At 34.9% G+C, this 21,946-nt stretch carries 18 protein-coding genes; 14 read left to right on the top strand and 4 right to left on the bottom strand.

Going from position 1 to position 21,946, the window contains the following annotated elements; genetic code table 11:
- Window positions 1-12 precede the first annotated feature (12 nt).
- The 11 genes from IGJ46_RS09475 to IGJ46_RS09425 all read left to right on the top strand — a co-directional run bounded on the left by IGJ46_RS09475 (window position 13) and on the right by IGJ46_RS09425 (window position 13,716).
- Complete coding sequence (locus IGJ46_RS09475; protein WP_002359682.1) at window positions 13-1,479, top strand: glycosyltransferase family A protein; 1,467 nt, start codon at window positions 13-15, stop codon at window positions 1,477-1,479.
- A 69-nt stretch (window positions 1,480-1,548) separates the two neighbouring features.
- Window positions 1,549-4,059, top strand: a complete 2,511-nt coding sequence (locus tag IGJ46_RS09470) for a glycosyltransferase family 2 protein (RefSeq protein WP_002387129.1) — start codon at window positions 1,549-1,551, stop codon at window positions 4,057-4,059.
- 23 nt (window positions 4,060-4,082) lie between these two features.
- Window positions 4,083-4,934 carry a casular polysaccharide biosynthesis protein CpsF gene (gene cpsF, locus IGJ46_RS09465; RefSeq protein ID WP_002367100.1) on the top strand — a complete coding sequence of 284 codons (852 nt, stop codon included), beginning with the start codon at window positions 4,083-4,085 and terminating at the stop codon, window positions 4,932-4,934.
- A 26-nt stretch (window positions 4,935-4,960) separates the two neighbouring features.
- Entirely contained in the window at window positions 4,961-7,414 is a 2,454-nt protein-coding gene (murB, locus tag IGJ46_RS09460) for a UDP-N-acetylmuramate dehydrogenase (protein ID WP_002359685.1), read from the top strand.
- 17 nt (window positions 7,415-7,431) lie between these two features.
- Window positions 7,432-7,830, top strand: coding sequence for a lipoprotein CpsH (gene cpsH / locus IGJ46_RS09455; RefSeq protein ID WP_002387128.1), 399 nt, complete (start codon window positions 7,432-7,434; stop codon window positions 7,828-7,830).
- A 58-nt stretch (window positions 7,831-7,888) separates the two neighbouring features.
- Window positions 7,889-9,028: a UDP-galactopyranose mutase gene (gene glf, locus IGJ46_RS09450; RefSeq protein WP_002359687.1), complete on the top strand. Its 1,140-nt coding sequence runs from the start codon at window positions 7,889-7,891 to the stop codon at window positions 9,026-9,028.
- Window positions 9,012-10,397: an ATP-binding cassette domain-containing protein gene (locus tag IGJ46_RS09445; RefSeq protein WP_002397124.1), complete on the top strand. Its 1,386-nt coding sequence runs from the start codon at window positions 9,012-9,014 to the stop codon at window positions 10,395-10,397. Before glf ends, IGJ46_RS09445 begins: the two co-directional genes overlap by 17 nt.
- Complete coding sequence (locus IGJ46_RS09440; protein ID WP_142666599.1) at window positions 10,397-11,209, top strand: ABC transporter permease; 813 nt, start codon at window positions 10,397-10,399, stop codon at window positions 11,207-11,209. Before IGJ46_RS09445 ends, IGJ46_RS09440 begins: the two co-directional genes overlap by 1 nt.
- 662 nt (window positions 11,210-11,871) lie before the next feature.
- Entirely contained in the window at window positions 11,872-12,522 is a 651-nt protein-coding gene (locus IGJ46_RS09435; RefSeq protein WP_002362628.1) for a diphthine--ammonia ligase, read from the top strand.
- Between the two features lie 87 nt (window positions 12,523-12,609).
- Entirely contained in the window at window positions 12,610-12,837 is a 228-nt protein-coding gene (locus IGJ46_RS09430) for a hypothetical protein (protein WP_002362220.1), read from the top strand.
- A gap of 147 nt (window positions 12,838-12,984) precedes the next feature.
- The gene (locus IGJ46_RS09425; protein WP_002362629.1) at window positions 12,985-13,716 is read left to right on the top strand and encodes an HAD family hydrolase; all 732 of its coding nucleotides are present in this window, start codon (window positions 12,985-12,987) and stop codon (window positions 13,714-13,716) included.
- Window positions 13,717-14,076: 360 nt separating this feature from the next.
- Here IGJ46_RS09425 and IGJ46_RS09420 read toward each other — a convergent pair whose 3' ends face one another.
- The 4 genes from IGJ46_RS09420 to IGJ46_RS09405 all read right to left on the bottom strand — a co-directional run bounded on the left by IGJ46_RS09420 (window position 14,077) and on the right by IGJ46_RS09405 (window position 18,330).
- Window positions 14,077-14,820 carry a DUF3862 domain-containing protein gene (locus IGJ46_RS09420; RefSeq protein WP_002378566.1) on the bottom strand — a complete coding sequence of 248 codons (744 nt, stop codon included), beginning with the start codon at window positions 14,818-14,820 and terminating at the stop codon, window positions 14,077-14,079.
- A gap of 222 nt (window positions 14,821-15,042) precedes the next feature.
- Window positions 15,043-15,852: a TPM domain-containing protein gene (locus tag IGJ46_RS09415; protein ID WP_218391216.1), complete on the bottom strand. Its 810-nt coding sequence runs from the start codon at window positions 15,850-15,852 to the stop codon at window positions 15,043-15,045.
- Complete coding sequence (locus tag IGJ46_RS09410; RefSeq protein ID WP_218391214.1) at window positions 15,849-16,994, bottom strand: TFIIB-type zinc ribbon-containing protein; 1,146 nt, start codon at window positions 16,992-16,994, stop codon at window positions 15,849-15,851. Before IGJ46_RS09410 ends, IGJ46_RS09415 begins: the two co-directional genes overlap by 4 nt.
- Window positions 16,995-17,097: 103 nt before the next feature.
- On the bottom strand, window positions 17,098-18,330 hold the full coding sequence (locus tag IGJ46_RS09405; RefSeq protein ID WP_218391213.1) for an SPFH domain-containing protein: 1,233 nt from the start codon (window positions 18,328-18,330) through the stop codon (window positions 17,098-17,100).
- Window positions 18,331-18,537: 207 nt separating this feature from the next.
- On the opposite strand from IGJ46_RS09405, the gene IGJ46_RS09400 reads away from it, so the two are divergent.
- The 3 genes from IGJ46_RS09400 to rimI all read left to right on the top strand — a co-directional run bounded on the left by IGJ46_RS09400 (window position 18,538) and on the right by rimI (window position 21,941).
- Window positions 18,538-20,580: a penicillin-binding transpeptidase domain-containing protein gene (locus IGJ46_RS09400; protein WP_002380610.1), complete on the top strand. Its 2,043-nt coding sequence runs from the start codon at window positions 18,538-18,540 to the stop codon at window positions 20,578-20,580.
- A 115-nt stretch (window positions 20,581-20,695) separates the two neighbouring features.
- Window positions 20,696-21,415: a tRNA (adenosine(37)-N6)-threonylcarbamoyltransferase complex dimerization subunit type 1 TsaB gene (gene tsaB / locus IGJ46_RS09395; RefSeq protein ID WP_002356660.1), complete on the top strand. Its 720-nt coding sequence runs from the start codon at window positions 20,696-20,698 to the stop codon at window positions 21,413-21,415.
- Window positions 21,387-21,941, top strand: coding sequence for a ribosomal protein S18-alanine N-acetyltransferase (gene rimI / locus IGJ46_RS09390; RefSeq protein WP_002384199.1), 555 nt, complete (start codon window positions 21,387-21,389; stop codon window positions 21,939-21,941). Before tsaB ends, rimI begins: the two co-directional genes overlap by 29 nt.
- Window positions 21,942-21,946 lie beyond the last annotated feature (5 nt).

Raw genomic sequence — 21,946 nt, 5'->3', positions numbered from 1 at the left:
GGAGGGTGTAGGTTGGAAAAACAAAAAGAAGTCCAAAAAGAATATGAAGAGTATCAATATATGTTAGATACTGAAACGTGGAAAAAGGAGTTAAGTCAATTTAAGCTGTCCTCTTCAGAAAAAATATCAAAAAATCCTAAAGTCTCAATCATTATTGCTAATTACAATAATGCACCATATCTTAAAAAGATGATGGATTCTCTTGTTCAACAAACCATTGGGATTGAGCAATTGCAAGTGATGTTTATTGATGATTGTTCCACAGATCATTCGTTAAAAGTAATAGAGCCATATCTTGAAAGATATCCGAATATTGAAATTTATCAGCTGCTTGAAAACACTGGAGGAGCTCACGGACCAAGAAACGTAGGGATTGTAAATGCACGTGGTGAGTATAGTGTCTTCTTAGATGCAGATGATTGGTATGATTTAAATGCATTGAAATATTTATCAGACCTACTAGATGACTCTCACGATGATTTTGCTGTTTCTGGTCTAATACAGAGTACGGACGGCCACTTAATGTTAAAAAGTAAGCCATATTATGTGGATGGGTCATTTAAAAATCGGTCTATCCAAGAATTGCCAGCTGAATTTTATGGTTGGTTAGGACCGCAAGCTATCATGTTAAGAACTTCACTGATACACAATAATAATTTACACTTTGTTAATCAACGGGTGGCTGATGATGTGCTGTTCTTTTATGAAGCCATGCGATTTTCAAAAACCATTACACAAGGGGAAAGGTTAACGACTTATTTAAATCGAGATGCAGATAACGAAAGTTTAAGCAAATCAATTAATCGGACATTTATGCTTTCTTGGTTGCGTGCGTTAAGTTATATCAATCAACAGTTTCCAGATGATTTGTCTAAAGAACGGATGTTAGCACGCCGTTTAGAATGGCTAATTTATGACTTTTGTATTCGGAGGGATACTGGGTATCCATTCAGTAAAAGGCGATTACAAGATTTTAAAGTACAGATGGATCAGTATTTAGGTGAATTAAATTTTGATCCTAGCCCGTATTTTAGAAGTGATGTGCGCCAAATCATTTGGACATTTTTACAAACTAACGATATTGATGGTTTGTATTGGTTTATTCAATGTCAGTCCATTCGTTGGGTGTTAGTCAATCGCTTTGGTTATGTTTCAAAAACAGAGAGAAGTTATTATTATCCCAGATTATTGAAACGATTCCCAGCAGTTCGCATGAATGCTTATGCAGAAGCAACGCAACGTGAAGGCAATACGCTTTCTTTAAATGTGTATACACACCAAAAAATTACAGGATTTGAAATAAAAGAGCTGAAAAATCCTTTTGAAACAAGACAGAGGCTGGCGTTTAAAAAAATTAGTGAAACTAGTTATCAGGTAGAGTTGCCAGAAAAATTTTCAAATAAAGAAAGTAGATTTACGATAGTTTTTGATAATTATTTAGAAATTGGGGTTAAAGATTTTAGTAAGTTTTTTGCTTAAATTTTGTCCGTTTAAATCAGGATATTTTGAGTATACAACTATAAATGATAAGTGAGGGAAATTTGTTTTATGGAAAATGTGAAAGTGTCAGTCATTGTACCCGTCTATAACGTAGAAACCTATTTAGAAGAGGCATTAATGAGTTTGAAAAACCAAACATTGAAAGAAATTGAATTCTTAATTATTAATGATGGCTCTACTGATAATAGTCAAAAAATTATTGAAGAAATTGCACAAGATGATCCACGTTTTCGCGTTTTCAATGTTAAAAATGGGGGAATTGGAAAAGCCTTTAACTTGGGTGTTTCAGAAGCAAAAGGTGAGTATATTGCTGAATTTGAAAGTGACGATTATGTAGCATTGCATGCCTATGAGCGTTTATACAATACGGCTAAAAGTCATCATGCAGATGTTGTCCGTTGTAATTGGGTTGAATTTTCTTCTGAAGAAGAGGTTGAGCGAGATATATTATGGCAATATCCCGATAAATACAATCAATTGATTGACTTAAAAACGACGGATTTAATTGTACAAGTTTATCCATGGAATGCCATTTATAAAAAAAGTATGATTGAGAAAGAAAACGTAACTTGGGATGAGGAAATTAAAAGTTATGGGGACACTGGTCTATTTTGGAAAATCAATTCAGCATCTCAGAATGTTATTTTTATTAAAGATTGTTTGTATTTTTATAGACAAGACAACCCAAATTCGACAGTAAATAATGTGGCAACAAAGGTTCCTTTCTTGTTTCAACAATTTAAACTAATTCGTTCAAATTTAATTGAACAAAATAAATTTGAACGCTACAAAGGTTATTTTTATAAACAAATGTTCGAAAAATACTTTTGGGCGATTGAAAAATTAACCCATTTACGTGATGAGTCGGTTTATGAAGTGATTCAAAAGGTGGCAGTAGATTTTAGACAAGCTTTAGAAACAGACCAGCTGAATGATATCGATTTTGAATACATCAAACAATTTTATCAAATTGCAAATGATCCAGCAGCTTATTATGAGGACTACTTGAAAAATCTGTATAAAGTTAGTGTTGTCATGCCGATTCACAATGCTTCAAAATATTTAAGACAAACATTAGAAACTGTTTGTGAGCAGTCTTTACGTGAGATTGAAATCATTTTAGTAGAGAATGGCTCTACAGATAATACCATGGATATTATTAACGAATTTGCAGTAAAAGATCCGAGAATTACGGGGATTTCTATTGGCAAAAGTAATCCTGGACACGCAAGAAATGTGGGCATTTCGATGGCACGAGGACGGTATTTGCAATTTCTGGATGCAGATGATCATTTTGAAGCGAATTTATTACAAGACGCTTATTATCGTGCATATGATAGTGCAACAGATATTCTGTTATTTGGCATGAAAGAAAAGTTACCAAATGGAGAAGTGCACGTTGTTCACAATCCATTACTAACTAATGGCGGACGTATGTCTGGTGAAGAAATTTCATTGGATGAAGTAACCCCTTATTTATATGATAAATTATTTTTATTAGAATACATCAAAGAAAATAACTTGGTAAACTTAGAACAATTTGTTGGCGAGGATGCTTATTTCACTTATACAGCATTATTAGGTACCGAAAAAATTGTTGCACTAAACAAATATTTGCTGACACGAATCGTTAGACAAGATGGCTTGATGTCTACGTATGGAATGAATTATCGTGATGAGTTCAATTTACATGACAAAATGTTGGAGTACTTAAAACAACATGCTCCAAATCGAATTGAAGCATATCGGTTAAAAATTATTAATACATTAAACTGGTTTATTTTTGACATGAATCGTGTTGATCAAGCATTTAAAGAACGTTTCTATCAAGAATTAAAAGAGAAATACATCCAACAACTAGGGCTAGACTTAGTGAAAAAAGAAAAATATTCTAATGATCCAGAACAAGTAGAGCGTATCACACGAATCCAAAATATTTTACAATACAATCTAGAAATATATCAAAATATTTATAAAGATTTTGGGATGAAAAAAACCTTTATTATTCCGAATGTTCATATTCAAGAGCGTGGAGGTAAAGTAATTTTTGGACAAGAGAAGACCCAGGGGAATGGGACGGCAATTGAAATGTTTTCAATTATTATTGCAGATAACGATACAAGCAATGCCAGCGGAGTGATTGATTTCGTTTATATGGGTGACAATACAAAAATAATTCATGATAGTTTATTAGTATCTTTATTAATTAAAAAAGAAGGTACTACTTTAAAATCGATTGTTTTACAAGCCGAGTGGGAAAAAGGCTATACCTTACTACAAGAAAATATGTATTATACTTTCGTAGACAATGTTTTTACAATTTGGGCGGGCTATACTCAAAAATATGCAGCATTTGATTACAATGTTCGAATTTTGACTTCTCGAGAAGGGGAAACACATTTTAGTGTTGTTCGACAAAACCAAGGCTATATCCAAGATACAATGACAAGTATTGGTAACGAATTAACACCTATCAATAAAATTGAAGGAAATGAACCTACAACAATTAAAAAAGCTGTATCAAAAAGTCTTAAAAAAGCAAAAGGGTTGTTGAAATAGAAAGATTTTAAAGGAGATTAAAAATGAACGATTTATGGAATTTTTTAGATAATCATCCTGAAGAGAAAGAATTGATAAAGGCGAAAGCATTACAAGGTTATACAGTTGATGGAATTTTAAATGATCAACTTAATTTTGTTGCTCTAGATACTCTGTCTATTGGTCTGGAAAAATTTGGAAATATTCATTATAGTATCCAAATCCCAGAATTTAATGAATTACTAAGTAAGAAGATGGTAGTACTTTTTGTTCCTGCGGATGGAGTGGGACACTCTGGCGCCAAAGAAAGATATTTTGGATTGAGACAATGGAATACCCTGTCTCAATCTGTTCGAAAAAATACCATCATTCTTAGAATAGCTGATGTTGGCTTTGTGTCAGGATCCTATTACACATTATTTGAGCAAGAAATTTTGGATTTAATTGAAGCAAAGAAAACAGAATTTGGACTGAAGCATCAAGATATAATCTTCTATGGAAACTCTAGAGGCGGAACGGGAGCGTTATTATTAGGTATTACAGGTAATTACAAAACAGTTAGTGTAGATCCAGTAATTGATCGAGAGCCTTGGGTAAACAGCGCGGATGGTAGAATAGATCGCCAGTTAATGTTTGATTTCGTAGAAATGGATTTTTCAAACCGAATAAAAGATAAGATGGAACAGTCAAACTATGAATTAGAAAACATTACGGTGATTGCTTCTGAAGCAAATAAAAAAATGTATGAGAAAATTTACCCCTTATCTAATGGTTTTACCTTGAAAAAATTAGAATTAATGATTGATTCTGAAAATACAATTGGTATACACGGCCTTACGATAATGGAAAGTATTCATTTACAATTAGCGTTAATAAATAATTATTTATTTGATTAAGTAACAGAGAAAGTAGGAGCGGAAAAATGAAAAAAGCAGCAATTATGGGCTGGTGGTATAACCAAAATTATGGATCAATCTTAACATACTATGCTCTAAACAAATATGTACAGAATAAAGGGTACGAGACGGTTATGATTGATGGACCACTAGGTTATAAAAACAGAAGTAACTTTCGAGCATGGATGCCTTTAGCGTATAATTTTTTTAAGAAAAATAATATGCCCTATACTGAACAATTAACAAAAGAAACGTTACCGACATTGAACGATTTAGAAAATCTAGATACCTTTATTTTAGGCTCTGATCAAATGTGGAATCCCTGGAATGGTTGGGTAGACGACGATGATTTCTTAGATTTTGTTTATCCTCGTAATAAAACAATTGCTTATTCTGTTTCATTAGGAAAAGCAGATACAAGTAAATATGATCCTAAATGGGTTGCAAACCGCAAAAAAGATATTACACAGTTTAATCATGTTTCTATGAGAGAAGATTTTTCTGTACAAATTATGAAAGATATTTTTCAAGAAGAAGTTATTCAGGCTTTGGATCCAACCTATCTTGTTGAAAGAAGTGAATATGATTCTTTAGCTGATCAAGCTACGTTTAAACGACAAGAATCAGGAGATTATATGGCTGTCTTTTTCTTGGATATTAACAAGGAAAAAGTTCGTGTAGCACTAGCGATCGCAGAAAAATTGGGACTGAAATTAGTGGTCCTGCCTAATCCTTTAAAAGGACGTGAACTAGCGAAAAAAACGTTTCCTAATACAGTAGAATATGTTTCTGAAGATACACCAGAAAATTTCTTATCTGTTTATCGAGAAGCAAAATATATTATTACTGATTCGTTTCATGGCACTGTTTTTGCGACTATTTTCCAAAAACCGTTTTCAATTTTTTATAATGAACAACGTGGAATTGACCGCTTTAATAGCTTGATGAACCTGTTTGAGCTTGGCGAAACTAGACGTGTCTATGAGCAAAACACAAAACAAGAAATTGAAGAAAATAAAAATATTAGTTTAGCACTTGACTATCAAAAGACCGCTGGAAAGATTGCTAGAGAAAAAGAGATTTCAGATAAGTGGTTAACCGATGCGTTGACAAGTAAATTTAGCCCAGATGAAGACGAAGTATATGATGAATTTAGGCGATATATTATCAATAAACCTTTGGATTTTTATCGAGCTAAAACAACTGTTCCGATTTCCGCAGCAATTGTTTTATCGCCAAATGGTACGATAAAAAATTCCAATCCTAATGAAAGCTTTTGGAAGCTAACAGATAAAGAATTAATTTTTATGAATAATCATCGTGAAGTCACTACAAGATTTAATCGTGAAAAGTTTAAGGGAAAGGAAACGTTCAGTCCTTTTAGAATCGTCGGTAAATATGTGAAAGATGAAAAAATCGAACATGTTATGTATTTGCATCCGATACAAAAACCTAAGCCTAAACCGAAACAAGGCACAGAAAAAAAAGCATTAGCAATTCCCGAGAATCTTTTAACAAGAAAACAATTAATTATGAAAATTGTGCAAAATGAGAGAATTCGTTCGTGGAAACAAGATCTTTTAGAAGAATTACCAGATTTAGAGTTATTTGTAGGTCGTGAATTAAAAGAATATGCTTCGAATTTTGTTGGTGGTCCAGCAGACCTTTTAATTTTTCCAAAAACGATAGAAGAAGTTGCTTTAATTGTAAAATATGCTAAAAATAATCAGATTCCTTTAACTGTTATCGGTAAAGGTTCAAATATTTTAGTCCGTGATGGTGGTATCCGTGGGATTACTTTAAATATGACTGCCTTGAATTATCGTAAAATTACGGGGAATGTTTTAACAGTTTCGGCAGGTGCAAGCTTAATTGAAACATCTTATTATCTATTAGAACACTTGAAATGCGGTTTAGAATGGGCAGATAATATTCCAGGAACCATTGGTGGCGCAGTTTATATGAATGCTGGGACAGTTAAGGATATTAATAGTATGTTTCTTGAAGCTACGATCGTAGATGAAAATGGAGAAATTAAAGTTTTAAATAAAGAAGATGTTCAATTTAGTCATCGCTATAGTTCATTTATGGATCATCCTGAGTGGATTATTCTAGAAACTAAATTACAGATTTCAGAAGGTAATTTAGAAAATATGGTAAATGACATGGTAGGAACTGTCGAAATTAGAGAAAGGATGCACCCACTAACACATCCAAATCATGGGTCAACTTTTACTTGGGGACGGGCGCCTCGATTAATTCAACAAGCTGGCTTAGTTGGTACTAGAATTGGCGGAGTAAAAGTATCTGAAAAACATCCAGGTTTCTTTATCAATGTTGAACAAGCCTCTGCTCAAGACTATGAAGCATTAATTTATTTAATTATTGCAAAAGTTTATGAATTTTCTGGATTTTTATTAAAACCAGAAGTGAGAATTTTAGGTGCAAATATGTGGGAAGCAAGTTTAACTTTTAAATAAACAGGGGAGTGTGTGACATGAAGAAAATAATCACAATAATTGTGTCTTTAGCAATTGGTATCGGTTGTGGTTTTTGGTCAGGATATTACATCAGTAAAAAATATTCAGAAAACCAAGAGACAACTATTTCCAAAAGTACTAACTCAGAACAACCTTTGATTACAAATGGAGAGTATCAAGTAACAGCTAATTGGGATTGGAAAACATTAGTTGTTAAAGATAATGTGTGGACATTGGATGGCAAACGTATTTATGATGTTTCCACTACAAATGATAATATTGTGATTTTAAAGGGAAAAAATTTGAAATCACTTGTAGTTTATAAAATAGAAAAAGATAACGAAAAAATCAACTTATATTCTTACACAAAAGAAGGCGTTGGGAAAAAAGTATTAGCTACTCTAGTGAAAAAATAAATAATGCATTTGGTGTTTGAAATAAATTGAAAGTAACTTTGTTAGGAGAAGTTAGTAAATGAAATACAATACGAAAAATTATGACTATTTAATTGTTGGTTCGGGACCTTTTGGGGCAACGTTTGCTTGTGAAGCAGCTAAACGAGGAAAAAAAGTATTAGTTATTGAGAAACGTGCTCATATTGGTGGCAATATGTATACACATAAAGAAAACGGGATTAATGTCCATGACTATGGTGCCCATATTTTTCATACTGACAATAAAGAAGTATGGTCTTATGTCAATCAATTGACGGAATTCAATGGCTACATCAATCAAGTAGTTGCTAATTACAAAGGGGAGCTCTACAACCTACCATTCAATATGAACACGTTCTACCAAATGTGGGGGGTAAAAACACCAGCTGAAGCACAAGCAAAAATTTCAGAGCAGCGGGAGGCAGCTGGAATTAAAGGAGCTCCAAAAAATTTAGAAGAACAAGCGATTCGTTTGATAGGAACGGATATCTATGAAAAATTAATTAAAGGCTATACAGAAAAACAGTGGGGACGTAAGGCTACGGAATTACCAAGTTTTATTATTCGCCGTTTGCCAACTCGTTTTACTTTTGATAATAATTACTTTAACCATCGCTATCAAGGCGTACCTGTCGACGGTTACACAGCTATGTTTGATAAATTGTTAGAGAGTGAATTAATTGATATTCAATTGAATAAAGACTTTTTGGCAGAGAAAGAAACTTACTTATCAGAGTTTCCAAAAATTGTTTATACAGGGATGATTGATGCATTCTTTGATTATTCTTATGGCGAATTAGAATATCGTTCAGTACGTTTTGAAAATGAAACAGTAGATTCAAACAATGCACAAGGCAATGCCGTAATTAATTACACAGATGCGGAAACCCCCTATACACGGATAATGGAATGGCGACATTTTGATCAACAGGCCGATGAAAACAAAACGATTTTGACGAAAGAATACCCACAAGATTGGGATCGTTCAAAAGAAGCCTATTATCCTGTTAATGATGAGAAAAATTCACTTTTGTTTAGAAAATACAAAGAAAAAGCAAACGCTCAAGAAAAAGTTATTTTTGGTGGACGGTTAGCCAATTACCAATACTATGATATGGACCAAGTTTTCGGAGCAGCTTTGAAGGCAGTCGCTAAAGAATTTGGTGAAATGGCCAACTAGTGAACGGTTAGACTCGGAGGAACAAATGGAAAAAGAACTGAAAGTTAGAACAAAATTACTTACCAAAGAATACAGTTTAGCGCAAACACGTATTGACAAATTGAAGACACTTTTTAGTATTTTTCAAAACAAAGTTCCCACATTTTGGGCGTTAAAAGGTGTTAGCCTCGACGTATATTCTGGAGAAACAATTGGTATTATTGGTTTAAATGGTTCAGGCAAATCCACTTTATCAAATATTATTTCAGGCATCACTCCTCAAACGTCAGGAGAACTTGAAATAAATGGTGAAGTTTCAATTATTTCGATTGGTGCAGGACTAAATAATAATTTAACAGGACGAGAAAACATTCGAATGAAATGTTTAATGTTGGGGGAAAAGAATAAAGAAATTGATGCCAAAATCGATGATATTATTGAATTCTCAGAATTAGGCGTTTTTATCGACCAGCCTGTTAAAACTTATTCTAGCGGTATGCGTGCTAAGCTTGGTTTTTCAATTGCGGTTCATCAAAATCCAGATATTTTAGTGATCGATGAAGCGTTATCTGTAGGAGATCAAACCTTCTATAATAAAGGCTTAAAAAAAATGCTTGCATTTAAAGAGCAAGGCAAAACTATCTTTTTTGTCTCTCATTCTATTCAACAAGTAGAGCAAATTTGTGATCGTGTAGCTTGGATGCATTATGGTGACCTACGTGCATTTGGTGAAACTAAGCATATTTTAAAGGAATATCGTGCTTTCTTGCACCGTTATAATCATTTCACTGAACCGCAAAAAGAATCGTATCAGAGAGATGGCAAGGCCAAACAGAGAAATTTTTCTTTGGAACAACTTCAAGAAACAATTCTTGAAAAAGCCAATCAACAAGTAGGCAGTCGCCGGACGACTAAAGAAGTCATTAAATTTACTACTAAAAATAAAATTGGAGATAAAATGACTCTTGGTACGAAGAGCTTGTTAATTTTGCTACTTTGTATGATTTTTTATGTAAGTCTTACCTTTGTAAAAGGTATTTCATTAACAACAGCTTTCATTCATCCAGCGGAAACAATTCAACGTATATTTGTTCCTGAGAAAGTAGCAGGGAAGGATACAAACGCTGTGAAAACGACTAAAACTAAACCAGCTTCAACAAAAGAATCTAGGCAGCAGGAGGAAGTTCAGCCTAGCCCAACGAACGTACCAGAAAATAATAATAGCGAACAAGCTGTGTCAACGTATACTGTGGAAGTTGGAGATTCAGTCAGTTTGATTGCTGAAAATCACGGACTCACTATAGAACAACTTCAAACTTTGAATCCAGAAATCATTGAGGTACCTATTTATCCTGGACAAGTGTTGAAATTGAAAGAGGTGACTGAATAATGCGCGAGGTAAAATTAATTTTAGCTGAACAGTTTTCATACTTAGGCGTTGCACAACGAATTGCTAAATACAGTAATAAAGCATTATATCAAAGCCACATCTTAGGAAATTTATGGCAAATTTTAAGTCCTTTAATTCAGTTAGGTGTCTATTATTTTGCTTTTGGGATTGCCCTTGGTGGTGCTCGAACCGTAAAAGGAGGAGTATCCTATATCGCTTGGTTGATGGTAGGATTAAGTACATGGATTTTTTTAAGTACAGTAACAAAACAAGCTTCTAGTTCTGTTTATATGCAAGTTGGCATGGTCTCTAGAATGAAGTTTCCAATAAGTATTTTGCCAATGGTTAAAATATTTTCTGAGTTACCAAGTTATTTTGCATTCACTACGTTAGCAGCAATTGTGTCAATCTCGACAGGCGAAAAGATTTCTATTTATTGGATTCAGCTACCTTACTATATTGTAGCGATGATTATCTTTTTATATAGCTTTAGTCTGATTAATTCAACGATTGCTGCATTAATTAGGGATTATCAAATTTTCTTGAATTCTATTATCCAAGTATTAATGTATATGTCAGGGGTCTTTTGGGATTTGAGTACAAAGAATTTACCGTCTTGGTTATCAAAAATTCTTATGTTGAATCCTTACGCATATATTATTAATGGATTTCGAGATACATTTTTCTATAAAAGATGGTTTTTTGAAGATAAGCCCCAGCTTATTGTTTTTTGGCTAACAACATTAGTAATATTTATCATAGGGGCTCATTTACATGTTAAGTTCAGAAGCAAATTTGTTGATTATATGTAATATATGAAGAAGTAAAACCACCGTATACTGACAAGAATACGGTGGTTTTACTCTTTAATTGACAATAGCCTTCTCTTTAAAGAGAAGGCTATCTAACGAATCAATATTATTATTTTAAAGTTGGATCAGACTATTTCTAGTATTCAAGTATTTTTCATTTAAGCGATGTATTCCCTACCTCTAATACATCCTTGTATCTCTCTAGACACGCCAGTTTTGAATAAAATCATCAAAACAATTGAATGGTTCGTTTAAAAATATTTTTCGTGTTCTAATTATTATAACATAAAACTCGTCAACTGACCACTAGCTGACGAGTTCATAATTTTTCCAGATAAATAGACAGCCGTTTTCCGCCGACTGTCTAAGATTAAGATAGATTTGTAAAGAAGTGAATAAATGCTTCCTACTATCTCTTTATAACATGAGGAAAAGAAAACTGCAAAAGATAGCTGTGTTTTTTGAAAAAAAGATCAGCTGGTTTCCGCCAGCTGATCATCCGTTGAAAAGAGATATAAAGAAGTGAATAAAGCTTGCTTTACCTCTATTTTATACCATGTTTTGATTCAAATAACTATTCAGTATTAGTTATACTTAAATAATAAATATGTATACGGATGTATTGTTTTGAGGTATAGTCATAGAGAAAAGAGGGAACGTTTATGAAAAAATTTTGTTTAAGTTATAGCTCTGGTAAAGATTGTTTATTGGCGATGGATCGATTGGTACAAGCAGGAAATCAGCCAGTTGCGTTAGTGACAACATTAAGTGATGAAATTAATCGTTCTTGGTTTCACGGCATACCAATCTCCGTCTTAGAAGCAGCAGCCGAAGCGTTAGATTTACCACTTGTTATATCACATAACAATGAAACAAATTACACAGAAAAAGTGGTTGAGGCACTGCAGGAAACCAAAAAATTAGGTGCAGAAACGGTTTGTTTTGGCGATATAGATATTGAACAAAATGGTGCTTGGGATCGCCAAGTTGCATTAAGTGCTGGGCTTGAGCCACAATTACCTCTTTGGCAGGAGAATCGCGAAGCACTTGTGAAAGAATTCTTGGCAAAAGGGTACACAGCAATTATCAAAACGGTCAGCAAAGAGGCAGGTATTCCAATAAAATTTTTAGGAGAACCGTTAGATGAAACATTTATCACGTACCTTAAAGAGCATCAATTAGATATTTGCGGAGAAAACGGGGAGTACCATACGTTGGTAATTGACGGCCCGCTATTTAAAAAGAGGCTCAATTATTATGCTTCAGGAATTTATGAAAGTCCTTATGCTTATTCCTTGATTATTGATGCTTAAATGAAAGTAAAAGGACACAAGCTGCCACTTTTTCTAGGGATATGCTATAATTAACTTAAGAAAAGTAGAGAAAGTGAGTGGTTAATTATGGAAGAAACTGTCTTTTTTAATTTAGGAAATGCCCTTGCTTCAAAAAGAGATCAAAAAGAATTAATTAAAGAAGCCCAAATTGCGAAAGATACTCGAAAGATTCCAGGAAAACTGATTATCGTTGAAGATGAAGAAAATGGTACCCATATTTTATTTGAATTAGCTGATCAAACAGAACCATCTGCTGAAACAAAAGAATTCAAAGTGAAAAAAGTGATTGATTAATAAAAAAGCAACGAATTTTTCTAAATTCGTTGTTTTTTTATATTTTTTTACACAAATGATACAAAAAGAATATCAAAATCAAATAAATGATTAGTATACTTGAAGAAACAAATAGGAAGCAAAGCAAACGTTTTGAGGTGTTCTTTCATGGAAAATCGAGGAATTTTATTTGATAAAGATGGTACGTGTATTCGTTTTGACACTCTTTGGCAAGCAGGTTTGCAAGCTTGTTTTGAAACACTAAGTATGTTAGCCCCTCATCATTCAGCAGAAATAAAAAAGATATTAGCTATTCAGGAGCAACGTTTTTTGCAAAAACATTTACTTGATGAAGTCCTTTATCAGGAACTTTATCAGGAATTGGCGCAATTTGAGGAATTAGTCGAACAGGGAATCAGCAGTCGATGGCTGGAGCAATTTTTTTATGATTATTTACGAAAAAATCTGAAAAAGATTGAACCAATTGGTGATTTAAAACAGTTATTTCTTGAGCTGAAACGGAAGAACTATAAAATTGGATTAGCAACTTCAGATACTTTGCCAGCGACTATGTTGATTATGGAATATCTTGGTTTAACAGAAATGTTTGATTTTATTGCGACAGGAGATCGTTACTTACCGAAACCAGATGCGGACATGCTCCAAGCCTTTTGTCAGTCATGTCAATTGAAGGCGACAGAAGTAATTATGGTAGGTGATTCGCTCGTGGATGTTTTTATGGGAACGTGTCATGGCAAAGCAGGAATTGGTGTTTTAACAGGCAACTGCCAGTCAACTGATTTTGAAAATTTTGAAGTAGCTTATTTTCGTGATATCCATGAAATACCTTATCAAGAATTATGGGAAAATACCAAGAAGAAAAAAATATATTATTTTTGATATATGTATTGTGAAAAACGTTTCTTTTATTCGAGTATCTAAGCAAGCATACTAGTGTATTTCAATAAAATACCATGATGTTCATAGGTTTTATAATTTCAGCTCACAGATTTTTGTTCAATAAGAAAAAAATTACAACTAAAATAGAAAACGAGCGTGGGACAAAAATCACTTTGGATTTTTGTCCCACGCTCAAAAACTGATAAACGGCGGGAACAGAAGCAACACTTTCGGAAATAAGCCGAAAGTGGCTTTCTCACACAAGTGTTCGGGATATCTTAATCCTTACCTACGTGGTTCTCGGAGTTAAACACTTCTGTCCTGACTTCGTTGTTAATATTTTACAATGACAAGTTTTTCTTATTTTAATCCTGAACTTGATTTAGAAATTGCATTTCCATTAGAAAAAGAAACCGTAACAGTAGCACCTAAATCACCATCTAAGTTTTTCATCCAGATTAAAGTATCATTTTTTTCACCATTGATATTTGTAGAAGTAATCCCTGTTGGGTCTCCTAAATCTTTTCTAGCTTGTTCTTCAGAATATGAACCATCAGTAGCAATGTTATTTACTTGGTCTGCAGTAACTTTATCATGTTTTGCAACCTTCAAGCCACTTACAGATTTGCTCGCTGCTTTGCCATCAGAGAATGAAACAGTAATAGATGCAAGAAGATCACCACCCTTGACATTTGTCCAAGATAGAGTAGTGGTAGAGATGCCTTGGATATCTGTTGTAGAAGAAGAGGCTGGTTCACCTAAAATTGCTTTTACTTCATCTTCTGTAGAACCGCCTTCGCCGCTGTTCATAATATCACCGACATTAATTTTATCGTAAGTTGCTTTTAAATCAGAGTTATCTTTCGATTTATCTTCTGATTTCTTTTCAGAGCTTTCTTTTTTTGTATCATTTTTTGAACTATTCGTAGCTTTTGAAGAAGAGGCTTCTGTTTTCACTTCTTTGGTATCATTGCTTGCTTTTTTATCCTCTTTGCCAAGACCACTACCAGCAATCCCCAGCACAATAACTACTACAACCCAAAACCAAATTTTCTTATAAAATGGTTTTTTTACTTTTCCTTCATTTGAATCATTTTTTTTCATTTTCACTTTCCCTCCCATAGTTTAGTTAATGATTTGTAGCGCTTACTAAATAGTTGAAAACAATCCCCAATTAAATAACTTTGAACTACAAATCACTTAGTTTAAATGAAAATAAGTATACCGTCCTGTGTAAAAATAACACACCACAGTATACTTATTTTATCATTATTTGATAAAAATAACACCATTATTTTTATCAAATAATTAAAAAAGATAAAAAATCTAAAAACTTCGACCGCCGCCACCGAATGTGCCGCCGCCAGTTGAGTGGGTGGTGCTACCACCACCGCCCATTCCGCCACTGCCGCCATTGTTTTTAGGAATACGACGCGTAGTGATGAAAGAGTTGGTTAACTGATCTGTGCGGGAGGTTAAGTTTAAAGTTGTTTTTTCCCTAAAGGGATATTGATAACTTGAAAATTTTAATTGATATTTAGAAATATTAATGCCTAAGAAGACCAAACTGAGTATCAGAGCAGCAGCAAAAGCAATTACCATTTCCAGCGGGGTAATGACTTTATAACGGGTGATTTTACCTGTTTCGCTATCCACACGATAGTGCCCCCCAGGAACCCCTTTATCAACAAATGTTTGAGTTTCCTGAACAAAGGTTTGAGCAGCCGCGAAATAATTTCCTTGACTCATCCCATCCATTACTTTATCTAAGGTATCATCAATTCGTGCACCCGTCATATAATCAATCATGTTTCCAGAAGTAGAGATGTAGACTTTCCGTAAGTCCATATCAATGAGAAAAAGAATCGCATTTTGGTCCTTGCCAACTTTATTTAAAAGATAATGATCTGCATATTCTTGTTCATCGCCATAGGTATTATTATTTGTGGTCACAATAAAGACAGAGGCTTTTGTTTTTTCTTCTAAAGGTTGTATCTCTTGCTTTAGTTGGTTGATTTGATCAGGTGTCAGTAATTGTGCGCCATCATCAATTGAATTTTCAGCCGCCGAAACGGGTAGGGCAAGGCCAAAGGTAAGAAGTATTAGGAAAAAAATAGGTAAAAGTCGTTTTTTCATAGGAAATAACCTCCTAATAAAAAGAGTGCTAAGAGTCCAGCGAAAATGCCTAACGTTACTAGTCCTAAACGAGTGTAACTAATTGGAAGCACACCGCTTACTTTACCTGTTTGTCCATTCATGGCATAATAATAAACTTTTTTTGATTGTTCCTGACTTCGATAGGTGACTAACCAAATTGGTAAAAGCATATAATGATTATTTTCTTGGTTTAGAGAAATATCCGTGCTAACATTTGTCAACGTAGTATAACCAGAAGCAGAGTCCCGTAACAATGATTCCGAATAATCTTGTAATTCTTGTTGGACGTGTTTTTTGATTGCTTCATATTCAATATCGCGTTTTTCTGCTTGAAAACCTGCTAGGTATTGGCTTTTGAAAGGCACTGCTTGATCAATTAAAAATGGTTGAACGCCTTCCACCATTTTTTGTTGGACGTTTTTTGACAAGGCATTTTTAACTAATTCTTTAAACGATAATTTTCCTGAACGTCCCACATTGAAACGTTTTGTTTCGGTGTATTGAATATCACCTACGCGCCAAATGCGAATACTTGTGCCAGTAGCTTGCAGTTGTCCGTCGACTTCTGCATCAACGACCCAATAGGGGAAGTAAACCCCAGTTAATTTATCAATTTGATTTTTGCTGAAAAAATCTCGGGGAATGAACCATTTTTTCTTGGTCCAAGCGAGAAATTTTTCAATCGCTTCGTCTTTTTCAATTGTAAAGGGTAAGACGTTTTCTGGTAAAAATTCGCCACTTAATCGACCAGCCAAGACAACTGGATTATGGCAATAATAACAGTATGTGGCTGCCGTTGTTGCATCGGTGACAATTTGAGCGCCACAGCTTGGACAATTAAAAATTTCCATTGTGCCTGCATCTGCAGTTGCTTCATTCTCAGTGGTCTCTGTTTGTTGCGTAGCGGAGGATTCTTCTTCCGCAGTGAAAGTCAAATTTTCCTCGGCAGTCGTTGTTGAGGGATTCTCTAAATGCGCCTCATGTTGCTGTTGCTCATAACGAGTTACTTCTTCTTCCGTGTAAATATTTAAACAATATTCACAATGAAATTTTTGATCTTTGGGATTAAATAAGAGCGGGCCGCCACAGTTGGGGCATTTATGGGTAAATGTTGTTTCCATTGCAACCGTCCTTTCTAATAGAGTGAGTAAATAACAGGAATCTGATTCAAAGAAAAAGGGTAGACTTGTGCCTGCCCCTTTTCTTTAATTGTTCACTACTTGCTTATAAAGGAACCCCTTGGAATGGTTTACCACAATGTGGACAGAACTTAGGAATACCATTACTTAAGTCAACAATTTCGCTACATTCACTACATTTCATTTCTAATTTTGGTTTTTCGTTTGTTGGTTTTGGTGTACCACAGTTTGAACAAAACTTCCCAGTGTTTTCAGTCCCACATTGTGGGCAAGTCCAAGTGTCTGTAGCCCCTTGTGCATTTTGCTGGTTTTGTTTTTCTTGCATTTGTTGTTGGTTTGTTTGAGATGCTTGCGCAAAGTAGTTGCCATTCGCATTCATGCCCATACCAACGCCCATAAAGCCGCTCATTGAGCCACCTTCATTTTTACCAGCAGCCTCCATACCACGAGCCAAGGAACCTTGAACATAGCCTTCGCGAACACCTGGATCGCTGAGCATAGCACCTTCATTTCGCATGTTGATTAATTTTGTTGAATCATCTGTATAAGAAATGCTCGCAACTGCTACAGAAACAATTTCCATGCCGCGATTGGTGCGCCAATCCTCGTCAAGCGCAGTTTGCATATATTTACTTAATTCAACACTTTTTGAGGGAACATAAGAAATACGCTGCCCATCAGCAGACATTTGATTGATTGCTGCTTGCAATGCTGTAATGAACTCTGCCAAATATTGTTCATTAATATCATTAATATCTACTTGCGTTTGATTTTTAGGAATCGCATTAGTATAAAATAGCAAAGGATCTGTAATTTTAATTGAGTAATTTCCGTGTGCACGTAAGAAAAGTTCGGCATTATAAAAATTATCAAAATAGTTTAATGGCGCAGGTGTTCCAAATTTAATGCCTTTAATTTCTTGCAAATTAATATAAAAAACTTGTTGTTTTTGTGGAGTTACGCCACCAAATTTGAAACGACTGAAGGTCTCTGCAATCGCATCTTTTAAAGAACCGTTAAACATTGAAGGCGCAGAATCATTTTTGACTGTATAATAGCCTTCTTCAGCAGTGTAATCGATGATTTTGCCCCCATCGACAAGAAGCATCATCATGTTGGGATAGACATGTACAACAGAACCATCTGTTAAAACATCGTCCGTTCCTTTACGATTAGAACCACGTTTATCATCTTTACGTACAAAAACACCTTTTGTCATGACGGTTGTGTCCCCCATATTATCAGGTTCAATAACCTCTAGCCATTGATCGGCCAAGCCACCGCCAACTGAACTTGTTGCTGCTTTAATAAGTCCCATGTTCATTCCTCCTAATAAAAAACTAATTGTTAAAGCTAGTATACCACACAATGAATGCAGAGAAATCCAACGAAAGCCTGATGAAATGGAAAAAATTGATCAAACTTTATTAAGAAATTAAAAAAAGTATAGGTGAAACACAAGCATTTTAAAAAAAGTTACGTATAATAGAAGAAAAGACATATTATATAGTTAGGGGATTATTGAATGGAACGAAGCAATCGTAATAAAAAATCTTCAAAAAAACCACTTATTCTTGGTGTTTCTGCCTTGGTTCTAATCGCTGCTGCCGGTGGCGGGTATTATGCTTATAGTCAATGGCAAGCCAAACAAGAATTAGCCGAAGCGAAGAAAACAGCTACTACATTTTTAAACGTATTGTCAAAACAGGAATTTGATAAGTTACCGTCCGTTGTTCAAGAAGCTAGCTTAAAGAAAAATGGCTATGATACTAAATCTGTTGTTGAAAAATACCAAGCAATTTATTCAGGGATTCAAGCAGAAGGAGTCAAAGCTAGTGATGTTCAAGTCAAAAAGGCGAAAGACAATCAATACACATTTACCTATAAATTATCGATGAGCACGCCTTTAGGCGAAATGAAAGATTTGTCTTATCAATCAAGTATCGCCAAGAAAGGCGATACCTACCAAATCGCTTGGAAGCCGTCTTTAATTTTTCCAGATATGTCAGGAAATGATAAAATTTCGATTCAAGTAGATAATGCCAAACGTGGAGAAATTGTCGATCGTAATGGTAGTGGGCTAGCAATTAACAAAGTGTTTGACGAAGTGGGCGTAGTGCCTGGCAAACTCGGTTCTGGCGCAGAAAAAACAGCCAATATCAAAGCTTTTAGTGATAAGTTCGGCGTTTCTGTTGATGAAATCAATCAAAAGTTAAGCCAAGGGTGGGTCCAAGCAGACTCCTTTGTACCAATCACAGTCGCTTCTGAACCAGTGACAGAATTACCAACAGGGGCTGCGACAAAAGATACAGAGTCACGTTATTATCCGCTGGGGGAAGCAGCTGCGCAATTAATCGGGTATACGGGCACCATTACTGCAGAAGATATTGAAAAAAATCCAGAGTTAAGTAGTACGGGCGTAATTGGTAAAACTGGCTTAGAACGAGCGTTTGATAAAGAATTAAGAGGGCAAGATGGTGGCTCACTAGTTATTTTAGATGACAAAGAGAATGTCAAAAAAGCTTTACAAACCAAAGAGAAAAAAGATGGTCAAACGATTAAATTAACGATTGACAGTGGCGTACAACAACAAGCTTTTGCTATATTTGACAAACGCCCTGGTAGTGCGGTCATTACCGATCCTCAAAAAGGCGATTTATTAGCAACGGTTAGTTCACCTTCGTATGATCCTAATAAAATGGCCAATGGCATTTCTCAAAAAGAATATGATGCTTACAATAACAACAAAGATTTACCATTCACAGCACGTTTTGCGACAGGCTATGCACCAGGCTCTACCTTTAAAACAATTACCGGTGCCATTGGTTTAGATGCAGGGACATTGAAGCCAGATGAAGAGCTAGAAATTAATGGTTTGAAATGGCAAAAAGATAAATCTTGGGGCGGCTATTTTGCGACACGTGTAAAAGAAGCAAGTCCAGTCAATCTGCGTACCGCTTTAGTTAATTCAGATAATATTTATTTTGCCCAACAAACATTACGGATGGGAGAAGACAAATTTAGAGCGGGTCTTAATAAATTCATTTTCGGTGAGGAACTAGATTTACCAATTGCCATGACGCCTGCTCAAATTTCAAATGAAGATAAATTTAATTCTGAAATTCTTTTAGCAGATACGGGCTACGGTCAAGGTCAATTGTTAATTTCGCCAATCCAGCAAGCTACCATGTATAGTGTTTTCCAAAATAATGGAACATTAGTCTATCCAAAACTAGTTTTAGAAAAAGAAACGAAGAAAAAAGACAATGTAATCAGCGCCAACGCAGCGAATACAATTGCCACAGATCTTTTAGGTAGTGTGGAAGATCCTTCAGGTTATGTTTATAATATGTACAATCCGAACTTCTCATTGGCTGCTAAAACAGGAACAGCTGAAATAAAAGATAAACAAGATACAGATGGCAAAGAAAACAGTTTCCTTCTAACGTTAGATCGTAGTAACAATAAATTCTTAACAATGATTATGGTTGAAAATTCAGGAGAAAATGGTTCTGCAACAGATATCAGTAAACCATTAATTGATTACTTAGAAGCAACCATTAAATAAAAAGAGAAAATGAACGAAACGAGGTTTCTGTAAAAAGAAACCTCGTTTTCCCTTTTTAGAAAAAGGAAAGTGTGCTACAATGAAGCGACTAAATTGTAGAAGGAAAGGGATTCGTGTGCGAATTTTAGCAATAGATACATCTAACCAAACATTGAGTATTGCTGTGTGTGAAAATCAAAAAATTCTGGGAAGTTATACAGCAACGGTTAAAAGAAATCATAGCTTAACATTAATGCCGGCAATTGACTATTTGATGAGTCAATTGAACTTGGCGCCAACGGCAATTGATCGTTTTGTCGTAGCAGAAGGACCTGGATCATACACTGGCTTACGTTTAGGCGTGACGACTGCCAAAACATTGGCCTATACTTTAAAGAAAGAGCTAGTAGGCATTTCCAGTCTACAAACGTTAGCTGCCAATTGTGTTGGACAAACCGGTTTAATTGTGCCTCTTTTTGATGCGCGTCGTAAAAACGTCTATGCTGGTGCTTATCGGTTTGTCAATGGCGTGTGGCAAAATGAGTTACCGGACCAACATATTTCCCTGCGGGAGTTATTAGAACAACTAAAAAATGAACCAAATCTTTTTTTTGTTGGTGAAGATGTTGAAAAATTCACTGAAGAAATAGCTCAAATCATTCCTCATGGAGAAATTTGTGATGTCCCGCAATGGCAAATTCCTAATGCTGCAGTTTTGGCTGCGTTAGGTAGTGTGGCTGAACCTGTTGAAAATGTTCATGGGTTCTTACCTGCGTATTTGAAAAAAGTAGAAGCGGAAGAAAATTGGTTGAAGACACACACGCCTAATGGAGAAAGCTATGTGGAAAAACTTTAATTTTGTGACAAAATACTTTACAAAAAGACGGCAACGGTATATAACTAAAACCATTGCAATGAACCAGCAAGAATTTCAATTGCGTGAAATCACCTACCAAGATATTAAGGATTTACTAGCAATTGAACGTGAAGTTTATGCTGGGGAACTTCCTTGGACGATGTCTGCTTTCATGGCAGAACTTGGCTCAAAAGCGCCGCATCTCTATTTGTTAGCGGCAATTAACGGAAAAACAGTTGGCTTTATTGGTTGTCGGATTCAAGGAACGGATGCACACATTACGAATGTCGCTGTCCATACAGCATACCAAGGCTTAGGTTTAGGTCGTTCTTTAATAGAAGAAACGCGAATTTTTGCCAAGAAAAATCGTTGTGAAACCTTATCGCTAGAAGTACGAATGAGTAATGTTAAAGCCCAACGTTTATATCGAAAAATTGGCTTTGCCTCACAAACGGTGAAAAAAGGCTATTATGACGAAAATAATGAAGACGCACTAGAAATGATAATTGATTTAAAAGAAGAGTGAAGAAA

The sequence above is a fragment of the Enterococcus sp. AZ120 genome (genome assembly GCF_050546165.1).
Lineage (GTDB): Bacteria > Bacillota > Bacilli > Lactobacillales > Enterococcaceae > Enterococcus > Enterococcus faecalis.
Note: the sequence above shows the minus strand (reverse complement) of the source record. Positions and strands in the feature narration are given on the sequence as shown.